This is a genomic window from Pseudomonas xanthosomatis (assembly GCF_019139835.1).
In the GTDB taxonomy this organism is placed as follows: domain Bacteria; phylum Pseudomonadota; class Gammaproteobacteria; order Pseudomonadales; family Pseudomonadaceae; genus Aquipseudomonas; species Aquipseudomonas fakonensis.
In genome coordinates, this window is the sequence record NZ_CP077075.1 from 1,143,883 (window position 1) to 1,161,437 (window position 17,555).

Sequence of the window (17,555 nt, forward strand, 5' to 3'; positions counted from 1 at the left end):
GGCCTTACAACAGATCGTACTGCTTGAGCTTCTTGCGCAGCGTGCCTCGGTTGAGCCCGAGCATCTCGCTGGCCTTGGTCTGGTTGCCCTTGACGTAGTTCATCACGCTTTCGAGCAGGGGCGCCTCGACCTCCGAGAGCACCAGGTTGTACACGTCCGTGACGGTTGCGCCTTCCAGATGGGCGAAGTAGTTGTGCAGCGCCTTCTCGACGCTGTCGCGCAGGGTCTGGCCCTCCTCGCTCGGCGTGTTCAGGTGCTGCTTGAGGTTGGCGTTGTCGCTCACGGGCGTTGTTCCACTCACTAATGTCTCGGTCATCATCGTCATGCGGCCACCCCTTGTTCGTCCTCTGTACCAAGGCTCTGTCGACGTTCGGCGAAATAGGCCTGAACGTTGGCGCACTGCGCTTGTGTGTCTTGCAACGCGTTGAACTGGCTGCGGAACTCCTTGCCGCCAGGCCGGGTTGCCAGGTACCAGCCGACGTGCTTGCGGGCGATCCGCACGCCCATCACATCGCCGTAGAAGGCATGCAACGCGGCCAGGTGTTCCAGCAGAATGCGTTCCACTTCATCCAGCGTCGGTGCGGGAAAATGCTCGCCCGTGCGCAGGTAATGCTCGATCTCGCGGAAAATCCACGGCCGCCCCTGGGCGGCACGGCCGATCAAGAGGCCGTCGACCCCGGTGGCGTCCAGCACCGCCCGGGCCTTTTCCGGCGAGGTGATATCGCCGTTGGCGAATACCGGGATCGACACCGCCTGCTTGATCGCGGCGATGGTGTCGTACTCGGCTTCACCGGTGTACAGGTCGGCGCGTGTGCGGCCATGCACCGCCAGCGCCTGAATGCCAGCCTGTTCGGCGATCTTCGCCACGTTCAGGCCGTTCTTGTTCGCCCGGTCCCAGCCGGTGCGAATCTTCAGCGTCACCGGAACCTCCACTGCGCCGACCACGGCATGGAGGATCTCGCTGACCAAGGCTTCGTCTCTCAATAAAGCAGAGCCGGCGGCCTTGTTGCAGACTTTTTTTGCCGGGCAACCCATGTTGATGTCGATGATCTGCGCGCCGGCGGCGACATTCGCCTGGGCTGCGGCGGCCATCATCTGCGCATCACCGCCGGCGATCTGTACCGAACGCGGCTCTGGATCACCTTCGTGAATGCGGCGCAGGCTTGACTTGCGGCTGTTCCACAGGCTCATGTCGCTGCTGACCATTTCCGACACCACCATGCCTGCGCCCAGGCGCTTGCACAGCGTACGGAAAGGCTGGTCCGTCACCCCGGCCATGGGCGCAAGGATCAGGTTGTTGTGCAGTGTGTATGGGCCGATGCGTACCGCCGACATAGGTGTTCCCTGTTGTGGGGCCGGATCATTGGAGTTCGAAAAAGGGTTGGCATGATACCCGCTCTCGGTGACCGGATAAAGATGAATCTGGATAAAATCTGAACAACTGCGGCGTTATGCCTGGGGGTTCGCAACAGCCGATTGGCGCCGGCTGGCCGGCGCCTTGAAGGGGGGGTTACTCGGGTGAACGGAAGCTCAGGCTGTAGTTCACCGCCTTCGGGCCTGGGTCGAGGATGTCCAGGGCGATGTGGATCGGTGTCTGGCTGGGCATTTCGCCACGCCCGGCCAGTTCGCCCGACAGGTACTCGCTGGGCTTGAAGCGACGACTGGCGATCAACTGGCCGTTGAGGTCGGCAAAGCGCAGCTCCAGCAGCGGGAAGGGCTGGGCGAACGGGGCGCGGTTGTAGATGATCGCGTCGACGATCAGCGCACCCTTGAAGTCCGGGTGGCTGCGCACCACCAGGTTGCTGCTCTTGATCCGCGAGATGTCGACACGGGTCGGCACTTCGCAGCCGAGCATCGGGCACAGCTGCTGGAACCACGGGCGGTACTGGTCCTGGCGGGCCATTTCGTCGAAGTGGTACCAGACGTACTGGAATACCAGCAGGCCGGCGGCCAGCAGGGTCAGCAGGCCCCACAGCAGGCGTTTGCCCCAGTTCGGTGCAGGTTTTTCCCAACCCAGTTGCAACGGGTCATCGACCACGTCGACCAGTGGCTCCTTGCGCGGGCGTGCAGGCCTGGTGGTCAGGCTCGGCTCCAGGCGCTCGTCGGCAGGCTCGTCGAGGGTCTGCTCGTCGCGCGCCGAGAGGCGCTCGCTGCGCACGTCGTCGTCCAGAGCCGACAGCCCCTTTGCAGGCTTGGGTTCATCATCGTCTGCCTGGCGCTCGAATGGCGGTTCCAGCTCGTCATCAGCAGGCTGCTGGCGCACTGGCGGCTCGTCGTCCAGCTCGAGGTCGGCGTTGCCGAGGGTGGGCTCGGTTCGCTCGTCTGCGGTTTCGGGCGCCGGTAGTTCTTGCTCGATCAGCACCGGGGCATCGCTGCGCTCGGCCTCGGGGTGATCGTCGGTGGCGGTGCCGAACGGCACGTCGTCGGTGTGCTCGTCGCTGGCCTGTTCGTCACGCCGCGCGTGCAGGGCAGGTTCTGCCGTGGCGGCGCGGCGATCACCGGGGCGGCGGCGTTCCAGGCGGGCCAGCTCGTGGTCGAGGTCCAGGGCGTCCAGCGCCTCGGTGGTGCTGGCCAGGTCCTCGACCGGCGCGGCCGGGGGCTGCTCAACCGCTGCTGGTGCTGGTGTCGGCGCTGCAGCCGGTTCAGGCGCAGGAGCCTGGGCGTTGGCTGCGCGGTTCTGCTCCAGCAGTTGCTTGGCCGCATTGAACACCTGCAGGCAGTTGCCGCAGCGCACCACGCCACGGGCCACGCTCAATTGGTGGTGGGTGACGCGAAAGCTGGTCTGGCAATGCGGGCACTGGGTGACGAAACTGTCGGTCATGCGGCGGTCCGGGGGCTGTGCAGCGGTTGAGTCTAGTTTGACCTAGCGGCGGCGGCCACTGATCCGTACCCAGCCGTCGCGTACGACGATCGGGTTCAGGTCGAAGTCGGCAGCATAAGCGTCAGCCACTTCCTCACCCTGTTCGGCGAGGATGCCCGACAACGCCAGCAGGCCACCAGGGCGCACCAGGCCGGACAGTTGCGGGGCCAGCGAAACCAGGGGGCCGGCGAGGATATTGGCCACCAGCACGTCGGCTTGCATGGCCGGCATCTGCTCAGGCAGGTACAGGTCGAACGTTTCGTCGGCAATGCCGTTGCGCTGGGCGTTGTCACGGGAGGCTTCGATGGCCTGCACGTCGATGTCGGTGCCGACCGCGTGGCGAGCTCCCAGCAGCAGTGCAGCGATAGCCAGAATGCCCGAGCCGCAGCCGAAGTCCAGCACCTGGGTGCCTTCGAGCTGTTGGCCGTCGAGCCATTCCAGGCACAGTGCGGTGGTGGGGTGGGTGCCGGTACCGAAGGCCAGGCCGGGGTCGAGCAGCAGGTTGACTGCGTCCTTTTCCGGGGCTTCGTGCCAGCTCGGTACGATCCACAGGCGCTGGCCGAAACGCATGGGCTGGAAGTTGTCCATCCAGCTGCGCTCCCAGTCCTGGTCCTCGATCACCTCGGCTTCGTGCTCGGGCAGCTCATTGCCGGTCAGCAGTTGCAGGTGGGCGAACACTTGCTCTGGCTGGGCATCGGCTTCGAACAGCGCCAGCAGGTGGGTGTGCGACCACAGCGGGGTGGTGTTGAGGTCCGGTTCGAAGATCGGCTGGTCTTCGGCATCCATGAAAGTCACCGACACCGCGCCCACTTCAAGCAGGGCATCTTCGTAGGTTTCGGCTTGTTCCGGGCTGATGGCCAGGCGTACTTGCAGCCAGGGCATGGCGGGCACCTTAAATGTGGTTCGGTGTAATTAGAAGTGGCAGTCTGTGACTGCCAAAACGAGCATTTTACGCGAGCACGCCCTGTACGGACAGGCCGCAGGGTGATCCGTCGAACAAATAACTACCGCTGGTCGTGCCGCGGCGCTACCTAGAATCCGGGCCCCCAAGCCTACAAGGTATAGCGTCATGAACGACCAGCCTGCTACCCATTCTCGCATTGACGATTCGTCGGCCCACGCCATCATTGAGCGACTCGGGCGCTGGAGTGCGGCCTTCGAGCAGCGACGCCACTCCCAACTGAGCTTTATCGAGGCAATCGAAAGCGACGCGCTTGTGCAACTGCGCACCTACTACGCCGAAGATATCGACCCGAATTTCATCCAGGACCTGCTGGATGCTGCTTTGCAGCGCATGGTCACCCAGAAGTCGGTGCTCTATGACGAAGCGGAGCATGGCATCTATCACATCAGCGACGGGGAGCCGCGTGAAGTGCCGCTAGAACGGCGCCAGCAGGTGGAACAACTGGCGGAGAGCATCGGTGGGCGCATGGTTGAAACCTACCGGGATTACCTCACCCGCCACTGGGGGACGAAGCCCCATGGCATAAGTGATGTGCTCGAGTATCAGAAGCGAATCAGCCAACGTTGCGAGCAGCACTGCATTGATCTTGAAGCCGCGCTGGGCGCGCCGCAAGTCGCCGTGATGACCAGTGCCCAGGTGCGGGCGCTGATTCGGGAGCAGGGGCGGGACTGGCATGCACAGCCTGCGCTATTGCTCCTCGCCGATGACGATGAGAAGCAAGTGATCGACAGGCTCGTTCGCAAGCACCTGCCGCAGTGGTATCGCAATTTGAATGCCGAGGACGCCGCGGTGCTCAGTGCCGCTCAGGGCGCTTGCGACGGAGCACAGTCAACACTCGAAAATTTGCTGGGTAGTGCGCGCTCGCTGCGTGAGCATGCGGGCAGCCTGGCGTGCGCCTATCTGCATGAGCGTTTCGACCTGCCATTGTCTGCCGACCTCATCACCGTCAAATGCGAACCGTCAGCTACGGAAAACGGGAGCGTGAGGACGCTGACGCTTACCGAGCTGGTGATGGAAGGCGCAATTGACGTGACACAGGTGTACAAGCCGCTGCAGGTGAGCATGCCGTTACTGCATTGCAAGCCGCCTTCGGCTGAGCAACTACAGGGTTTGTTGAGCGAACTCGATGCACCGCACAGCTACGTTGCGACCCTCAAGCAACGTCATCAGGACGCTGAAGTCGGGTTGGCGCAGCTAGAGCTCTATGACTTGCAATTGCGCTACAGCCTGCTGCTTGCCAGCAAGAAAGGGCACGTGTCGGGCGCGCATCATGATCAGGTCATGGCACTGCTCGCCCAGGAGCTGCCAGGCGATGAGATCTGTCCTCTGCAATTGTGGGTGGGCGCAGATTGCAGTGACTTGTTGTTGTTCGCTGTAGCAGATGACGCCTTTGTGCTGTATGCCCCCGGTAAACCCGATGGCCAGGAGTGGATAGAGCTGGTATCACAGCGCGCGCTCAACAGTGAAATCGGTGGTTGGCTGGCGGAAGAAACGGGTCGTCATTATCTGTTGAGCCAGGTTCCCTTCGATCAACGAGCCACGGTCAGCGCATCCATCCTGAGCATCGTGGAAAAACCTTCCGAGTGGTCCTTGAGTCTGGATCGCAGGCGAGCCCTGACGGGGTACCAGGCATGCCTGGCCGAGCGGGTGCGCTTGAGCAATAAAAAGGTCGAGGATGAGGTCGAGGCGGCCATTGCACCGCATTACGCACTCAACCTGAACATTGGCCCAAAGCGCGTGATCAACCTGGAAAAGCAGGTGGCGTCGCAAGCTGAGCACGTGTTTGCCGCGTCGATGCAGGATTATGAAGGTTTTCACGCGTTTGCTCGACGTACGGTCGAGGCTGCCATCAAGCCTTATCTGGCCGACAAAGGCATTACCGAGCAAGTCGACCCGGAGTCAATTCTGTTCGATCTGCCGTCCACTGACACGCATACGCCGCTGACGATGAACCTGGTCGATCTGGTCTGCTATGGATATGACGACAACTCTGGTCTGGACAACCCGAAAAAGGGCGTGCGCTCCCTGGTTGGCCAGGACCTGAGCGCTCTGCGCAGCCACGATTTTACGCGCTATGCACGTCGCGCTTACGTTGGCGAGAAGTACATCACACACATACGCGAACACTATCTGGACGAGTCCTCGGCGGATTACGCGGCTCGTCGGCGGATGTTCGGTCGTGCGCTGATCTCGGCGATGGATCGCGATTTGCGTCTGGCCAGTATCAAGGCCGAACTCGACCAAGCGACCTATATGAAACTGATTGCACTGGTAACGGCGCTGGGGCGGACGCTGAGCCAGCCCGACATCGTCAGTGAGTCGGAAACGGTGGTCGAAAGTTCGGGGGTGTTTCGCTTGTCGATCGACGGCTGTTTCGTACTGGGCGTCTATGTCCTGCGCGATGTGACAGGCGAAGTGGCGACTGACTGGCTGTATACCCCGGACGCCCCGGATAGTGTTCTGCTGCGCCCTTATCAATCCCTGAATGCTACAGGTACGGGTGTGCTCTACGATTACCTGCTCAACCGCGTTACGTTGGCCTCCAGAGCCAAAGTCAGCACGCGTCTGAAGAGGTTGGCCAGTGGCGATAGTCATCGTGATTCCCTGCGTGGGCTCAACCAGGTGGTGACGGTTGCCGGGGAGTACAACGCGTTCATCGAGCATGCGCTCGCCGATGTCGAAGATGCGACCCTTGGCAAAGCCGAAGTCATTCGCGCCCAGGTATTCAAAGGCGTTTTGTTCAGCGCACTGCCATTGCTGGTGTATCCACCGTTCGCCATAGCGTTTACTGCCTTCATGACCGCCTCCGCTTTGAAAAAGGCCATCATCGCCCATACCCGATGGGAAACCGCAGTGGCCCTGCAGAACTGGCTTGAAGCGTCGTGGAGTTTGTTGGGGGCGGTGTTGAGTGTGCCGGGAGTGAGCCTGGGAATGCTCAAGTCAGCGCTTGTGCCCTTGCGCCAGGCAGTTGTTCGCCGCCCTCAGGTGACGGGGGCGACACGAACCCCCTCCCTGCAGTTCGACAAGTCCTGGGCAGTCAAGAGCAAGCCTGGCGATCTGCACAAGGTGACCGAGGACGGCATCTGGAAGGGCACCTACCGCAGCGGCGCCGAGGGCGCTACCGACGCAGAGCATTTCATCCATTCGGGCGGTCGTTACTACAAGGTCACACACGACGTCGAGCAGGCTACCTTACGGGTGCTCAAGGCCAATCGCCCGCAGAGCTACCATCGCCAGGCAGTGCGATTGCATGAAGATGGCCGATGGGTTGCCAACAGCACGGGCCTTCGCGGCGGCGATCATGTGCAGGATGCTGGAACCCTGACGCAGGCGCGGCAAATTACCAACGGTGAAGGTGCGCCATCGCAGATACGTGGCGCTCTGCAGGGCGAGGCCGTGGTGGCGCGATACGCGGGAGCGGCGGATGATTACCTGTATACCGTCAATGCACAGTCCTGTGTGGCGGTATCCTTGTACAACCCGGCAACGCGTGCAGGTGCGGTGCTGCATGTCGATCACAATGTCCGCAGCCTGATCGAGCCCGCGCTGCGGCAAGTGCTGACGGAGATTGGCGCTGCGCACAATGGCGCGGGCGTCAGGGCAGTCATGGCCGGCGGCGACTGGTTGGGTGGTGTGGATGTCGGCGGCGTCGTGCGGGCGTTGCTCAGGCGCCAGGGAATCCAGGCAAGCTGGCAGCACTGGTCGTTCTCGTCGTGTTTTGGCGGCAGCTATGGCATGACGCTGAACCTGGGGAGCGGGGTTACGCGTGTCTACCGAACGCCTGCGAGGTTGGTCGAGCAAGTGCTTGATCCGATCATGAGGCAGGCCAATTTCCGGGTGCCGGGTGTGCCCGCTCGTGCCTTCAGATTCAAAAGCCGTTTCCGCGCCGGCCCACTGTATGAGCGGTCAGGCGGAGTCGTGGAAGATGCTGCCGGATTGGCGCCTGCCCCGGACGAACTCGCCTTGCAGGCGATCTCCGTGGTGAGCGTCTGACAACCAGGTACCACGCTCATGCGAGTCAGGGTGACCTGCTCGATACTGCGCAGGTGGCAAAAAAAAACCGATGCCAGATTCTGGCATCGGTTTTTTTGTGGCAATCCCCGGTTTTTTCTGAAAGGCCAGTGGCTGGCATCGCAGCGGTTGCCGGGCGTGCTACCTCAACAAGCGATCACTCCTGGTTGGCCAGTTTGTGCTCGAGGTAGTGGATGTTGACGCCGCCTTTGCAGAAACCTTCATCACGCACCAGGTCGCGGTGCAGCGGGATGTTGGTCTTGATGCCGTCGACGACGATCTCGTCCAGGGCATTGCGCATGCGCGCCATGGCTTCGTCACGGTCCTTGCCGTAGGTGATCAGCTTGCCGATCAGCGAGTCGTAGTTCGGCGGAACCGAATAACCGCTGTACAGGTGCGAATCGACGCGCACGCCGTTGCCACCCGGGGCGTGGAAGTGCTTGACCTTGCCTGGGCTCGGGATGAACTTCTTCGGGTCTTCGGCGTTGATCCGGCACTCCAGGGAGTGGCCGCGAATCACCACGTCTTCCTGGCGGAACGACAGCTTGTTGCCAGCGGCGATGCTGAGCATCTCCTTGACGATGTCGATGCCGGTGACCATTTCCGAGACCGGGTGCTCGACCTGGACGCGGGTGTTCATCTCGATGAAGTAGAAACGGCCGTTCTCGTACAGGAACTCGAAGGTACCTGCACCGCGGTAGCCGATCTCGACACAGGCGTCGACGCAACGCTTGAAGACTTCCTGGCGGGCCTTCTCGTCGATGCCCGGGGCCGGGGCTTCTTCGAGCACCTTCTGGTGGCGGCGCTGCAGCGAGCAGTCACGGTCACCCAGGTGAATGGCATTGCCCTGGCCGTCGGACAGCACCTGAACTTCCACGTGGCGTGGGTTGGTCAGGAACTTCTCCAGGTACACCATCGGGTTGCCGAACGCAGCACCGGCTTCGGTACGGGTCAGCTTGGCCGAGGAAATCAGGTCTTCTTCCTTGTGCACCACGCGCATGCCGCGACCACCACCGCCACCGGCGGCCTTGATGATCACCGGGTAGCCAACCTCACGGGCGATGGCCAGTGCGGTTTCTTCGTCTTCCGGCAGCGGGCCGTCGGAGCCCGGTACGGTCGGAACGCCCGACTTGATCATCGCGTCCTTGGCCGAAACCTTGTCGCCCATCAGGCGAATGGTGTCGGCTTTCGGGCCGATGAAGGCGAAGCCTGAGTTTTCCACCTGTTCGGCAAAGTCGGCGTTTTCCGCGAGGAAGCCGTAGCCCGGGTGGATGGCGGTTGCGCCTGTCACTTCGGCGGCAGCGATGATTGCCGGAATGTGCAGGTAGGAATCCTTGGACGATGCAGGGCCGATGCAGACCGACTCGTCTGCCAGGCCCAGGTGCATCAGTTCACGGTCGGCCGTGGAGTGCACGGCGACGGTCTTGATACCCAGCTCTTTGCAGGCACGCAGGATCCGCAGGGCAATTTCCCCGCGGTTGGCGATCAGAACTTTTTCGAGCTTCCCAGACATCGTTGGCTCTCCGCGAATCAAACGATGGTGAACAGCGGCTGGTCGAACTCAACCGGCTGGCCGTCTTCCACCAGGATGGCGTCGATCACACCGCCGATTTCGGCTTCGATGTGGTTCATCATCTTCATGGCTTCGACGATGCACAGGGTGTCGCCTTTCTTCACGGCCTGGCCCACTTCAGCGAAGTTCGGCGAGGTCGGCGACGGCTTGCGGTAGAAGGTACCGACCATCGGCGAGCGGACCACGGTGCCTTTCAGGGCCGGGGCTGCAGCAGCGGCTTCGGCGGCAGGCGCTGCAGCGGCGACTGGAGCGGCGGCAACCGGGGCGGCCATCGGAGCTGGTGCGTAGAACTGTTGAGCGGCCGGAGTCTTGCTGTTACGGCTGATGCGAACGGACTCTTCGCCTTCCTTGATCTCCAGTTCGTCGATGCCGGACTCTTCCAGCAGTTCGATCAGCTTCTTGACTTTACGGATATCCATTAATCAGCAACTCCCAGTGTTTGGTCGGGGATGTAATTTGAAAACGTGTCGAAAACGTTTCTTCCAAGCCTCGGCCCATTGGGGCCAAAGCCTTGTGTCATCAGGGCTGTGCGTTGGCAGCCAGGTGTTCCAGTGCAGACTCCAGGGCCAACCGGTAACCGGTGGCGCCCAGGCCGCAGATCACCCCCACGGCAACATCGGAGAAGTACGAGTGGTGACGGAACGGTTCACGCTTGTGCACGTTGGACAGGTGCACTTCGATGAATGGGATGCTCACCGCAAGCAACGCGTCACGTAATGCGACGCTGGTGTGTGTGAAAGCGGCCGGATTGATCAGGATGAAGTCCACACCTTCGTTGCGCGCGGCATGGATGCGGTCGATCAATTCGTATTCGGCATTGCTCTGCAGGTATTGCAGGTGGTGGCCGGCGGCGCGGGCGCGTTGCTCCAGGTCCTGGTTGATCTGGGCGAGGGTGGCTGCGCCATAGTGGCCCGGCTCGCGGGTGCCCAGCAGGTTCAGGTTGGGGCCGTGCAGCACCAGTAGGGTTGCCATCTGCGATTCCTTGGTTTTGTAGGGCAATTCGACATAGCGCGGCGATATTGCCGCAACGGGCGTCGAGTGTCCAGTTCCCGGCAATAGCCAGCACGTTGCCCGAGGTTCGCGCAAAGTATGTGACCAGATGATTGACTCTGGTCACTTGCAACGAGATTTTTCACAAGTCGCGGGAAGTTATAGACCGAGTTGGCCGCGCACGCGCGAAAGAACCGCAGCAAAATCGCCGGCGTTTATCTCGCCGATCACCCGATCAGCGGTCAGTTCGCTGCCGTTCGCGGCAAACAACATCAGCGCCGGTGGCCCGAACAGCTGGTAGCGGTCGAGCAGGGCGCGCTGCTCGGCGTTGCTGTCGGTGATGTCGAAGCGCAGCAGGCGTAAACCGCCCAGTTGCGCCTGAACCTGCGGTGCGTTCAGCACTTGGTGCTCGATCACCTTGCAACTGATGCACCAGTCGGCGTACCAGTCCAGCAGCACCGGCTGGCCGGCGGCCTTGGCCTCGGCCAGCGCGGCATCGAGGGCGGCGGGGGTGGTGAGGGTTTGCCAGGCATCAGCCTTGGCCGGTGCCGCGCTGCCGGCGGCGATTGGCGCCGGCAGCGGGCGCAGCGGGTCGCCCTGGCCACTGAGGGCGCCGTACCAGCAGGCCAGGGCGTACACCAGCAGGGCCAGGCCGAGCAGTTGCGCCAGGCGCTGGCGAGGCGTTTTGACCACCAACTCCAATGTGCCGAGGAACAGCGCCACCCCGGCAGCCAGCAGGCCGACCAGCAGCAAGGTGGCAGGCCCCGGCAGTACGCGGCTGAGCAGGCCTATGGCCAGGCCCAGCAACAGCACGCCGATGGCGTTCTTCACGGTGTACATCCACGGCCCGCTTTTGGGCAGCCAGGCGGCACCGCCGGTGGCCACCAGCAGCAGCGGTGCGCCCATGCCCAGGCCCAGTGCGAACAGCTTCAAGGCGCCACCGATGGCATCGCCGCTGGCGCTGATGTACAGCAAGGCGCCGGCCAGGGGCGCCGACACACAGGGCGACACCAGCAGGCTGGAGAGCACGCCGAGCACTGCGGCGCCCAGCAGCGAGCCGCCTTGAGTGCGGTTGGCGACCTTGTCCAGGCGGTTGCTCAGGGCCTGGGGCAGCTTGAGCTCGAACAGGCCGAACATGGCCAGGGCGAACAGCACGAAAAACGCCGCGAACGGCACCAGCACCCAGGCCGACTGCAGCCGCGCTTGCAGGTTGAGCCCTGCACCGAACAGCCCCATCAGCGCGCCGAGCACGGCGAAGCTGGCGGCCATCGGCAACACGTAGGCCAGCGACAGCGACAGCCCGCGCAGGCCGCCGACCTGGCCGCGCAACACCACGCCGGAGAGGATCGGCAGCATCGGCAGCACGCAGGGGGTAAAGGTCAGGCCGATGCCTGCGAGGAAGAACAACGCCAGCGATTTCCAGCTCCAGCCTTGTTCGGTGCTGCCGGTGCTGACCGCACCTTCGCCATCGATGCTCAGGCGCTCTGTTTCCGGCGGGTAGCACAGGCCCTTGTCGGCGCAGCCCTGGTAGCCCACCAGCAGGGTGAAGGCACGCGGGTCGTTGCGCGGCAGGTCGATGTCGACCACGCCGTGGTACACCTCGACGTCGCCGAAGAATTCGTCGTGCTTGGGCTCGCCCTGGGGGATGTTCGGCGTGCCCAGCTTGATGTCGGCAGGCTCGGTGCGGAACTGGAAGCGGTGGCGATACAGGTAGTAGCCGTCAGTGGCGACCAGGCGCAGCTTGATGCTTTGCGCATCAGCCTGCACCAGGCTCAGCTTGAAGGCCTCGCGCACCGGCAGGAAGTCGCCATTGTTGGCTGTCGAGGCGGCGCCAAGGGTGGCGCTGGGGCGGTTGTCGAGCAGGCCGCTGGCGAAGGCGGGGCTGGCCAGCAGCAGGAGAAACAGGAAAAACAGGCGGCGCATGGCGGACTCGCGAGGTGGAACCTGGTGCGCATCATAGCGGAGTTGGCAGGCCAACAGGGCCGTTGTGGGCTGTGCGGGCCCTATCGCCGGCAAGCCGGCATCCTACAGGATGCACGCAGGCTCTACAGGAGCCGGCTTGCCGGCGATAGGGCCCGCGAAGGTTACAAGCGGAACGCGCGCACCGCGGTATTGAGCTCACCGCCCAGCTTGAGCAGTTGCTCCCCCTGCTCACGCCCCTCGCCAATGCGTTGCAGGTTGTCCCCGCCCAGCTCGTGAATGCGCTCGCTGTGGTCGCGAATCTCGCTCACTGCGCCGGTCTGCTGCGCGGTCACGTCGGCAATCCGCACGGCGGTATCGGCGATGGTGCGGATGGCGGTGACGATCTCGTCCAGCGCGCCGTCGGCCGACTGCGCCTGCTCGGCGGTGGCCTCGGCGTGCTCGAGCTGGGTGCGCATGCCTTCAACCGAATCGCGAGCAGCTTGCTGCAGGCGGTCGATCAGCGCCTGGATTTCGCCGGTGGCCCCGGTGGTGCGCTGGGCCAGCGAGCGTACTTCGTCGGCGACCACGGCAAAGCCGCGGCCCATCTCGCCGGCCCGGGCTGCCTCGATGGCTGCGTTCAATGCCAGCAGGTTGGTCTGTTCGGCAATCGAGCGGATCACCGTCAGCACCCCGCCGATGGTGGCCGACTCCTCGGCCAGTTGTTCGATCATGCGCGCGTTGCCCTGCACCTCGTCCACCAGCGAACGCAGGCCCGACAGGCTCTGGCCGATCACCGCCTGGCCCTGCTCGACGGCGCGGCCGGCATCGCGGCTGGCGTCGGCGGCGGCGCTGGCATCGCCGGCCACCTGCTGGATGGTCGCCTCCAGCTCGCCCAGGGCGTCGCGAATCTGCGCGGTATCGCCGGCCTGGCGCTCGGCGCCGTCGTGCAGGGCGCTGCTCATGCCGGCCAGGGCGTGGCTGCTGCCGGCCACTTGCTCGGCGTTGTGGCGGATGGTGCCGACCAGCTCCACCAGGTACTGGCGCAGGCGGTTGAGCGACTCCTGGATGTCGTGCAGCTCGCGGTTGGTCTTGCCCAGGGCGATGGCCTGGGCGAAGTCGCCCTCGGCCCAGCGCGACAGGGCCGGGGCCAGGCCTGTGAGGGTGCGCGCCAGGCGCCGCTGCAGGGTGTCGATCAGCAGCGCGATCAGCAGGATCAGGCCGATCATCAGCCCCTGCATGATGCGCACCTCGGCGGCGATCTTCGCATGCTGGCCGCGTACTTCGGGCTCAAGGCCGGCGATGGCCTGTTGCACGGCGTCCAGGCGCTGGTTGGTGCTGGCGGCCAGTTCGGTGCGCCGTTCGATCTGCTCGCGGGTGCGTTGCAGTTCGGCCGGGTAGCGGTTGACCAGGCTCTGTAGTTCGCGCTTCAGGCCCACGGCGACGTCTTCCTGCTGGGTGCTGGCCTGGGATTCCAGGCCCATCATGGCGGCGAAGTCGTCGGCGTTGGATTCGGCGGCGCGGGTCACCCCCAGCAGCGGCAGGCCGTCGATGACCTGAGCCTGGGCGGCGATCAGTTGCAGTTCACGTTCAACCTCGGCGGCCAGTTCGGCGCGGCCACTGCTGACCAGCTTGTCGCGGGCCAGTGACAGGCGGCTCAGGTGCAGGGCGGCGTCGAACAGCGGGGTGAGGTAGCGAATGGCCTCGCTGCTGCCGCTGTCGCGGGCGTAGCTGGCCAGTTGCTCGAAGTTCGCCCCCAGCTCACGCTCAGCCTGCAGCAGCAGGGCCTGCGGGTCGCCGGCCAGCTTGCCGGCGGCCAGCAGTTCGTTGCCGGTGAAGGCTTGCAGGCTGTCCAGGCTTGGGCGCAGCTTGCCGGCCAGCTCGTCCGGCCAGTCGGCCAGGGCGGCTTGCAGGCGGGTGTTGGCCTCCATCGCCGCAGAGTGGCGCAAGGCGTCACCGCTGTTCAGGTACGCCTGGATATTGCGCGCACCTTCGTTCTGGAACTGCTGGGACAGGCCCAGGTAGCGCTCCATCAACTGGTAGGGGCGTTCGAGGGCGCGTTGCGACCACCACAGGGTCACGCCCAGGGCGATACACACGGTTACCAGCAACAGGGTATTGAAATTGGTCAGCCACTTCAGGCGCATAGCCGCGAACTTCCTGCGGGGGAGTGGAGAGGTCGGGGCCTGAAGTTATTGCTGTTTTGTGACGAGGTGATGACGACGGGGGCTTGGCGCCATAAAAAAAGTGGCACTGTGCCGGTATGGTTTACCAATACTCGGCTCCTACAGGGGCCGCGTTGGTCAATGCGTTGTGACAGGTTTAAAGGTCCACCCGCACCACGCAGTTGCGCCCGGCATGTTTGGCCCGGTACAGCGCCTCGTCGGCCGCGCTGGCCATGCTCGGTGCATCCAGCTCGCCGTCCAGCTGCACCACCCCGGCGCTGAAGGTGCATTGCAGGTCGTGGGGCTGGGCCGGGTAGTGGATTTCGGCGAAGCGCCGGCGGATTTCGTCCAGCACCTTGTGCGCCGCCTCCAGCGTGGTGTTGGGCATGACGATGGCGAATTCCTCGCCGCCGTAGCGGCCGATGAAGTCGGTCTTGCGCAGGCGCTGCTTGAGGAACAGCGCCAGGCTTTTGATTACCCGGTCGCCCATGGGGTGACCGTGGCGGTCGTTGATCTTCTTGAAGTGGTCGATGTCGAGCATGGCAAAGCTCAGCGGCTGCGCTTCGCGGCGGGCGCGGAAGCTGCAGTCCTCGAGCAGTTGCAGGATATGGGTGTGGTTGTACAGCCCGGTAAGGCTGTCGCGGACCATGCGCGCCTTGAGGTGGCGGGCGCGGGCGGCGCGGTTGCGCACGGTGGTGACCAGGTGGCGGGCGCGGATCGGCTTGGTGAGAAAGTCGTCGCCACCCTCGCTCATGGCATCCAGCTGCTTGTCCAGGTCGTCCTCGGCCGACAGGTAGATGATCGGCACGCTGACATAGCGGTCGTTGTGGCGGATCACCTTGGCAAGCTCGGTGCCGGTGCACTCGGGCATGTACATGTCGAGGATGATCAGGTCGGGCTGAAAGTCCGCCAGCTCGCTCATGGTGCGGATCGGCTCGGTGAGGGTGCGGGTGATGATGCCGGCGCTGTTGAGCGTGCGCTCGGTGTGCAGGGCCTGGGCGCGGGAGTCGTCGATCACCAGCACGCGAAACGGCTCGTACTGGGTGGCGCTGGTCAGCAGCTCGACCTTTTCCAGCAGGCTCGAGGCTTCCAGGGTGCCGGTGAGAAACTCCTGGCCACCCGCGCGCACCGCCGCCAGGCGGGTGCTGGTGTCGGTTTCGTGCAGGCTGAAGAACAGTAGCGGGATGTGCTGCTCCAGCCCTTGCTGGGCTTGGGCCGCCAGCTGCAGGCCGACGCCCGGGCCGCTGAAGTCGACATCCATGACGATGGCTGACGGCAACCGCTCGCTCATCGACGCCTGGAACGCCTCGGCGCTGTACAGCGCCTGCACGCCCAAGCCGAAGAACTCCAGCTGCTGGGCCAGGCGCTCGGCGCGGTCGTGATCCTGCAACACGATGTACACCGGCTTGCGCAGTGGCGGCAGCGGTACGTTGTCGAGCTGGTCGCCCTTGCGCAGGCCGGTGCGCGACAGGCGTTGCATCAGGCGGTTGAGCTCGCCGATCAGTTCGGAGTTCAGCCGCGCGCTGTTGGCCTCGATGGCCCGCAGCGTGTGGCCGATGGCCTGCGACAGGCTGCCGTGCTCGGGCTGTTCGAAGCGTTCGGCGTAGCGTTGCAGGCGCAGGTTGGCTTCGCACAGCTCGCCCAGGTCGGCGCTCGACCATTCGCCACGCTGTAGGCGCTGCCAGATCTCGAGAATCTGCCGGGCCTGGTGGATGACCCGTTGGGCGAAATGCTGCTTGAGGCGCTCGTGGCTCGGCTCGGCTGGCTGGGTCATGTCCTGACTACTTATTAGAGGAGGGGTGCAGGTTCGATGATGGCTGTATGCTAGCACTGCTTTTCCGACAAGCGAGTGCCTGGCGTCAACAAAGTGTCCCGGGCCCATTATTCAGTTAATGACCTGTTGGTCGCTTATACGAAAGGCGACGTCTGCTTTATAGTGCTGGCACGCGGGCTTGCCGTGGCACCCTGGCCATGGGCTGTGGTCAAAGCCCCTGAACCCGTCAAGACTGATCAAGGACAACGCCATGCTGGACTGGAAAAACCGCGAGGCCAAAGCCGAGCCCCGTGAGCGGGCCGAAACCCGTACCTCCGCCACCCGCAGCTACCTAGGTGGCCTGTGGAGCCGCGCCCTGGGCACGCTGATCGGCCTGTACCTGCTGGTGTGCATCGGCCTTGGCTGGTACTGGAGCGAAGAGCCTGCGCTGTTCCCGGTGCAGCAGAACGCCCAGGCCGCCGCCGAGCGCAACGGCCAGCAGATGGTGGTGGGCTACACCACCATCGAGACTCTCAAGAACGTCGCCGGCACCCTGCTCGACAAGCCGGGCGGCTACATTTCCAACGACCGCTTCCCGCCGGGCCTGTGGATGGACAACATGCCCAGCTGGGAGTACGGCGTGCTGGTGCAGGTGCGCGACCTGTCCCGCGCCCTGCGCAAGGACTTCGCCCGCTCGCAGTCGCAGTCCACCGAAGACGCCGACCTAGCCAAGGCCGAGCCGCGCTTCAACTTCGACAACAAGAGCTGGATCCTGCCGTCCAGCGAGTCGGAGTTCGAAGAGGGCATCAAGTCGCTGAACCGCTACCAGGTGCGCCTGGCCAAGGGCGACCAGGGCGCGATCTTCTACACCCGCGCCGACAACCTCAACAATTGGCTGGGTGACGTGGCCACCCGCCTGGGCTCGCTTTCGCAGCGCCTGTCGGCCAGCGTCGGCCGGGTCAAGCTCAACAGCAACCTGAAAACCGAAACCGTGGTCGCCGGCCAAGCGCCGCAGGTGGACGAAGAGGTGGTCGAGACGCCGTGGCTGCAGATCGACAACGTGTTCTACGAAGCCCGTGGCCAGGCATGGGCGCTGTCGCACCTGCTGCGCGCCATCGAGGTGGATTTTGCCGACGTGCTGGCGAAGAAGAACGCCACGGTCAGCGTGCGGCAGATCATCCGCGAACTGGAAGCCTCGCAGGAGCCGCTGTGGAGCCCGATGGTGCTCAACGGCAGCGGCTTTGGCATGTGGGCCAACCACTCGCTGGTGATGGCCAACTACATCTCCCGCGCCAACGCCGCAGTGATCGACCTGCGCCAGCTGCTGTCGCAAGGCTGAC

Annotated in this window: 12 protein-coding genes; 2 read left to right on the plus strand and 10 right to left on the minus strand. The window is 64.0% G+C overall.

What is annotated here, in order from left to right:
- Positions 1 to 4: 4 nt before the first annotated feature.
- The 4 genes from fis to prmA form a co-directional block, all read right to left on the minus strand.
- Positions 5 to 325, minus strand: a complete 321-nt coding sequence (gene fis, locus KSS93_RS05005; RefSeq protein WP_008093076.1) for a DNA-binding transcriptional regulator Fis — start codon at positions 323 to 325, stop codon at positions 5 to 7.
- Positions 322 to 1,335 carry a tRNA dihydrouridine synthase DusB gene (gene dusB, locus KSS93_RS05010; protein ID WP_217887401.1) on the minus strand — a complete coding sequence of 338 codons (1,014 nt, stop codon included), beginning with the start codon at positions 1,333 to 1,335 and terminating at the stop codon, positions 322 to 324. Before dusB ends, fis begins: the two co-directional genes overlap by 4 nt.
- A 175-nt stretch (positions 1,336 to 1,510) precedes the next feature.
- Positions 1,511 to 2,821, minus strand: coding sequence for a DUF3426 domain-containing protein (locus KSS93_RS05015; RefSeq protein WP_217887402.1), 1,311 nt, complete (start codon positions 2,819 to 2,821; stop codon positions 1,511 to 1,513).
- 42 nt (positions 2,822 to 2,863) lie between these two features.
- Positions 2,864 to 3,742, minus strand: coding sequence for a 50S ribosomal protein L11 methyltransferase (gene prmA, locus KSS93_RS05020; RefSeq protein WP_217887403.1), 879 nt, complete (start codon positions 3,740 to 3,742; stop codon positions 2,864 to 2,866).
- Positions 3,743 to 3,929: 187 nt separating this feature from the next.
- Here prmA and KSS93_RS05025 point away from each other — a divergent pair, with 187 nt between their 5' ends.
- Positions 3,930 to 7,817, plus strand: a complete 3,888-nt coding sequence (locus KSS93_RS05025; RefSeq protein ID WP_217887404.1) for a dermonecrotic toxin domain-containing protein — start codon at positions 3,930 to 3,932, stop codon at positions 7,815 to 7,817.
- A 175-nt stretch (positions 7,818 to 7,992) separates the two neighbouring features.
- Here the strand turns inward: KSS93_RS05025 and accC are convergent, their stop codons facing one another.
- The 6 genes from accC to KSS93_RS05055 form a co-directional block, all read right to left on the minus strand.
- A complete protein-coding gene (gene accC / locus KSS93_RS05030; RefSeq protein WP_217840499.1) occupies positions 7,993 to 9,348 on the minus strand; it encodes an acetyl-CoA carboxylase biotin carboxylase subunit in 1,356 nt (451 codons plus the stop codon).
- A 17-nt stretch (positions 9,349 to 9,365) separates the two neighbouring features.
- On the minus strand, positions 9,366 to 9,827 hold the full coding sequence (gene accB, locus KSS93_RS05035) for an acetyl-CoA carboxylase biotin carboxyl carrier protein (protein WP_217887405.1): 462 nt from the start codon (positions 9,825 to 9,827) through the stop codon (positions 9,366 to 9,368).
- Positions 9,828 to 9,927: 100 nt separating this feature from the next.
- Complete coding sequence (aroQ, locus tag KSS93_RS05040; protein ID WP_011535870.1) at positions 9,928 to 10,380, minus strand: type II 3-dehydroquinate dehydratase; 453 nt, start codon at positions 10,378 to 10,380, stop codon at positions 9,928 to 9,930.
- Between the two features lie 177 nt (positions 10,381 to 10,557).
- Entirely contained in the window at positions 10,558 to 12,321 is a 1,764-nt protein-coding gene (locus tag KSS93_RS05045; protein ID WP_217887406.1) for a protein-disulfide reductase DsbD, read from the minus strand.
- A 161-nt stretch (positions 12,322 to 12,482) separates the two neighbouring features.
- Positions 12,483 to 14,444, minus strand: a complete 1,962-nt coding sequence (locus tag KSS93_RS05050; protein ID WP_217887407.1) for a methyl-accepting chemotaxis protein — start codon at positions 14,442 to 14,444, stop codon at positions 12,483 to 12,485.
- A gap of 175 nt (positions 14,445 to 14,619) precedes the next feature.
- Positions 14,620 to 16,236 (minus strand): response regulator, encoded by a 1,617-nt coding sequence (locus tag KSS93_RS05055; RefSeq protein WP_217887408.1) that lies wholly within the window; start codon positions 16,234 to 16,236, stop codon positions 14,620 to 14,622.
- A 250-nt stretch (positions 16,237 to 16,486) separates the two neighbouring features.
- Between KSS93_RS05055 and KSS93_RS05060 the strand changes: the two genes are divergently transcribed.
- A complete protein-coding gene (locus KSS93_RS05060) occupies positions 16,487 to 17,554 on the plus strand; it encodes a DUF2333 family protein (RefSeq protein ID WP_217887409.1) in 1,068 nt (355 codons plus the stop codon).
- Position 17,555: the final 1 nt, after the last annotated feature.

Bases quoted from the DNA above. Each gene is read 5' to 3' on its own strand.
- fis (WP_008093076.1), bottom strand. From the start codon at position 325: ATGACGATGATGACCGAGACATTAGTGAGTGGAACAACGCCCGTGAGC.
- dusB (WP_217887401.1), bottom strand. From the start codon at position 1,335: ATGTCGGCGGTACGCATCGGCCCATACACACTGCACAACAACCTGATC.
- KSS93_RS05015 (WP_217887402.1), bottom strand. From the start codon at position 2,821: ATGACCGACAGTTTCGTCACCCAGTGCCCGCATTGCCAGACCAGCTTT.
- prmA (WP_217887403.1), bottom strand. From the start codon at position 3,742: ATGCCCTGGCTGCAAGTACGCCTGGCCATCAGCCCGGAACAAGCCGAA.
- KSS93_RS05025 (WP_217887404.1), top strand. From the start codon at position 3,930: ATGAACGACCAGCCTGCTACCCATTCTCGCATTGACGATTCGTCGGCC.
- accC (WP_217840499.1), bottom strand. From the start codon at position 9,348: ATGTCTGGGAAGCTCGAAAAAGTTCTGATCGCCAACCGCGGGGAAATT.
- accB (WP_217887405.1), bottom strand. From the start codon at position 9,827: ATGGATATCCGTAAAGTCAAGAAGCTGATCGAACTGCTGGAAGAGTCC.
- aroQ (WP_011535870.1), bottom strand. From the start codon at position 10,380: ATGGCAACCCTACTGGTGCTGCACGGCCCCAACCTGAACCTGCTGGGC.
- KSS93_RS05045 (WP_217887406.1), bottom strand. From the start codon at position 12,321: ATGCGCCGCCTGTTTTTCCTGTTTCTCCTGCTGCTGGCCAGCCCCGCC.
- KSS93_RS05050 (WP_217887407.1), bottom strand. From the start codon at position 14,444: ATGCGCCTGAAGTGGCTGACCAATTTCAATACCCTGTTGCTGGTAACC.
- KSS93_RS05055 (WP_217887408.1), bottom strand. From the start codon at position 16,236: ATGACCCAGCCAGCCGAGCCGAGCCACGAGCGCCTCAAGCAGCATTTC.
- KSS93_RS05060 (WP_217887409.1), top strand. From the start codon at position 16,487: ATGCTGGACTGGAAAAACCGCGAGGCCAAAGCCGAGCCCCGTGAGCGG.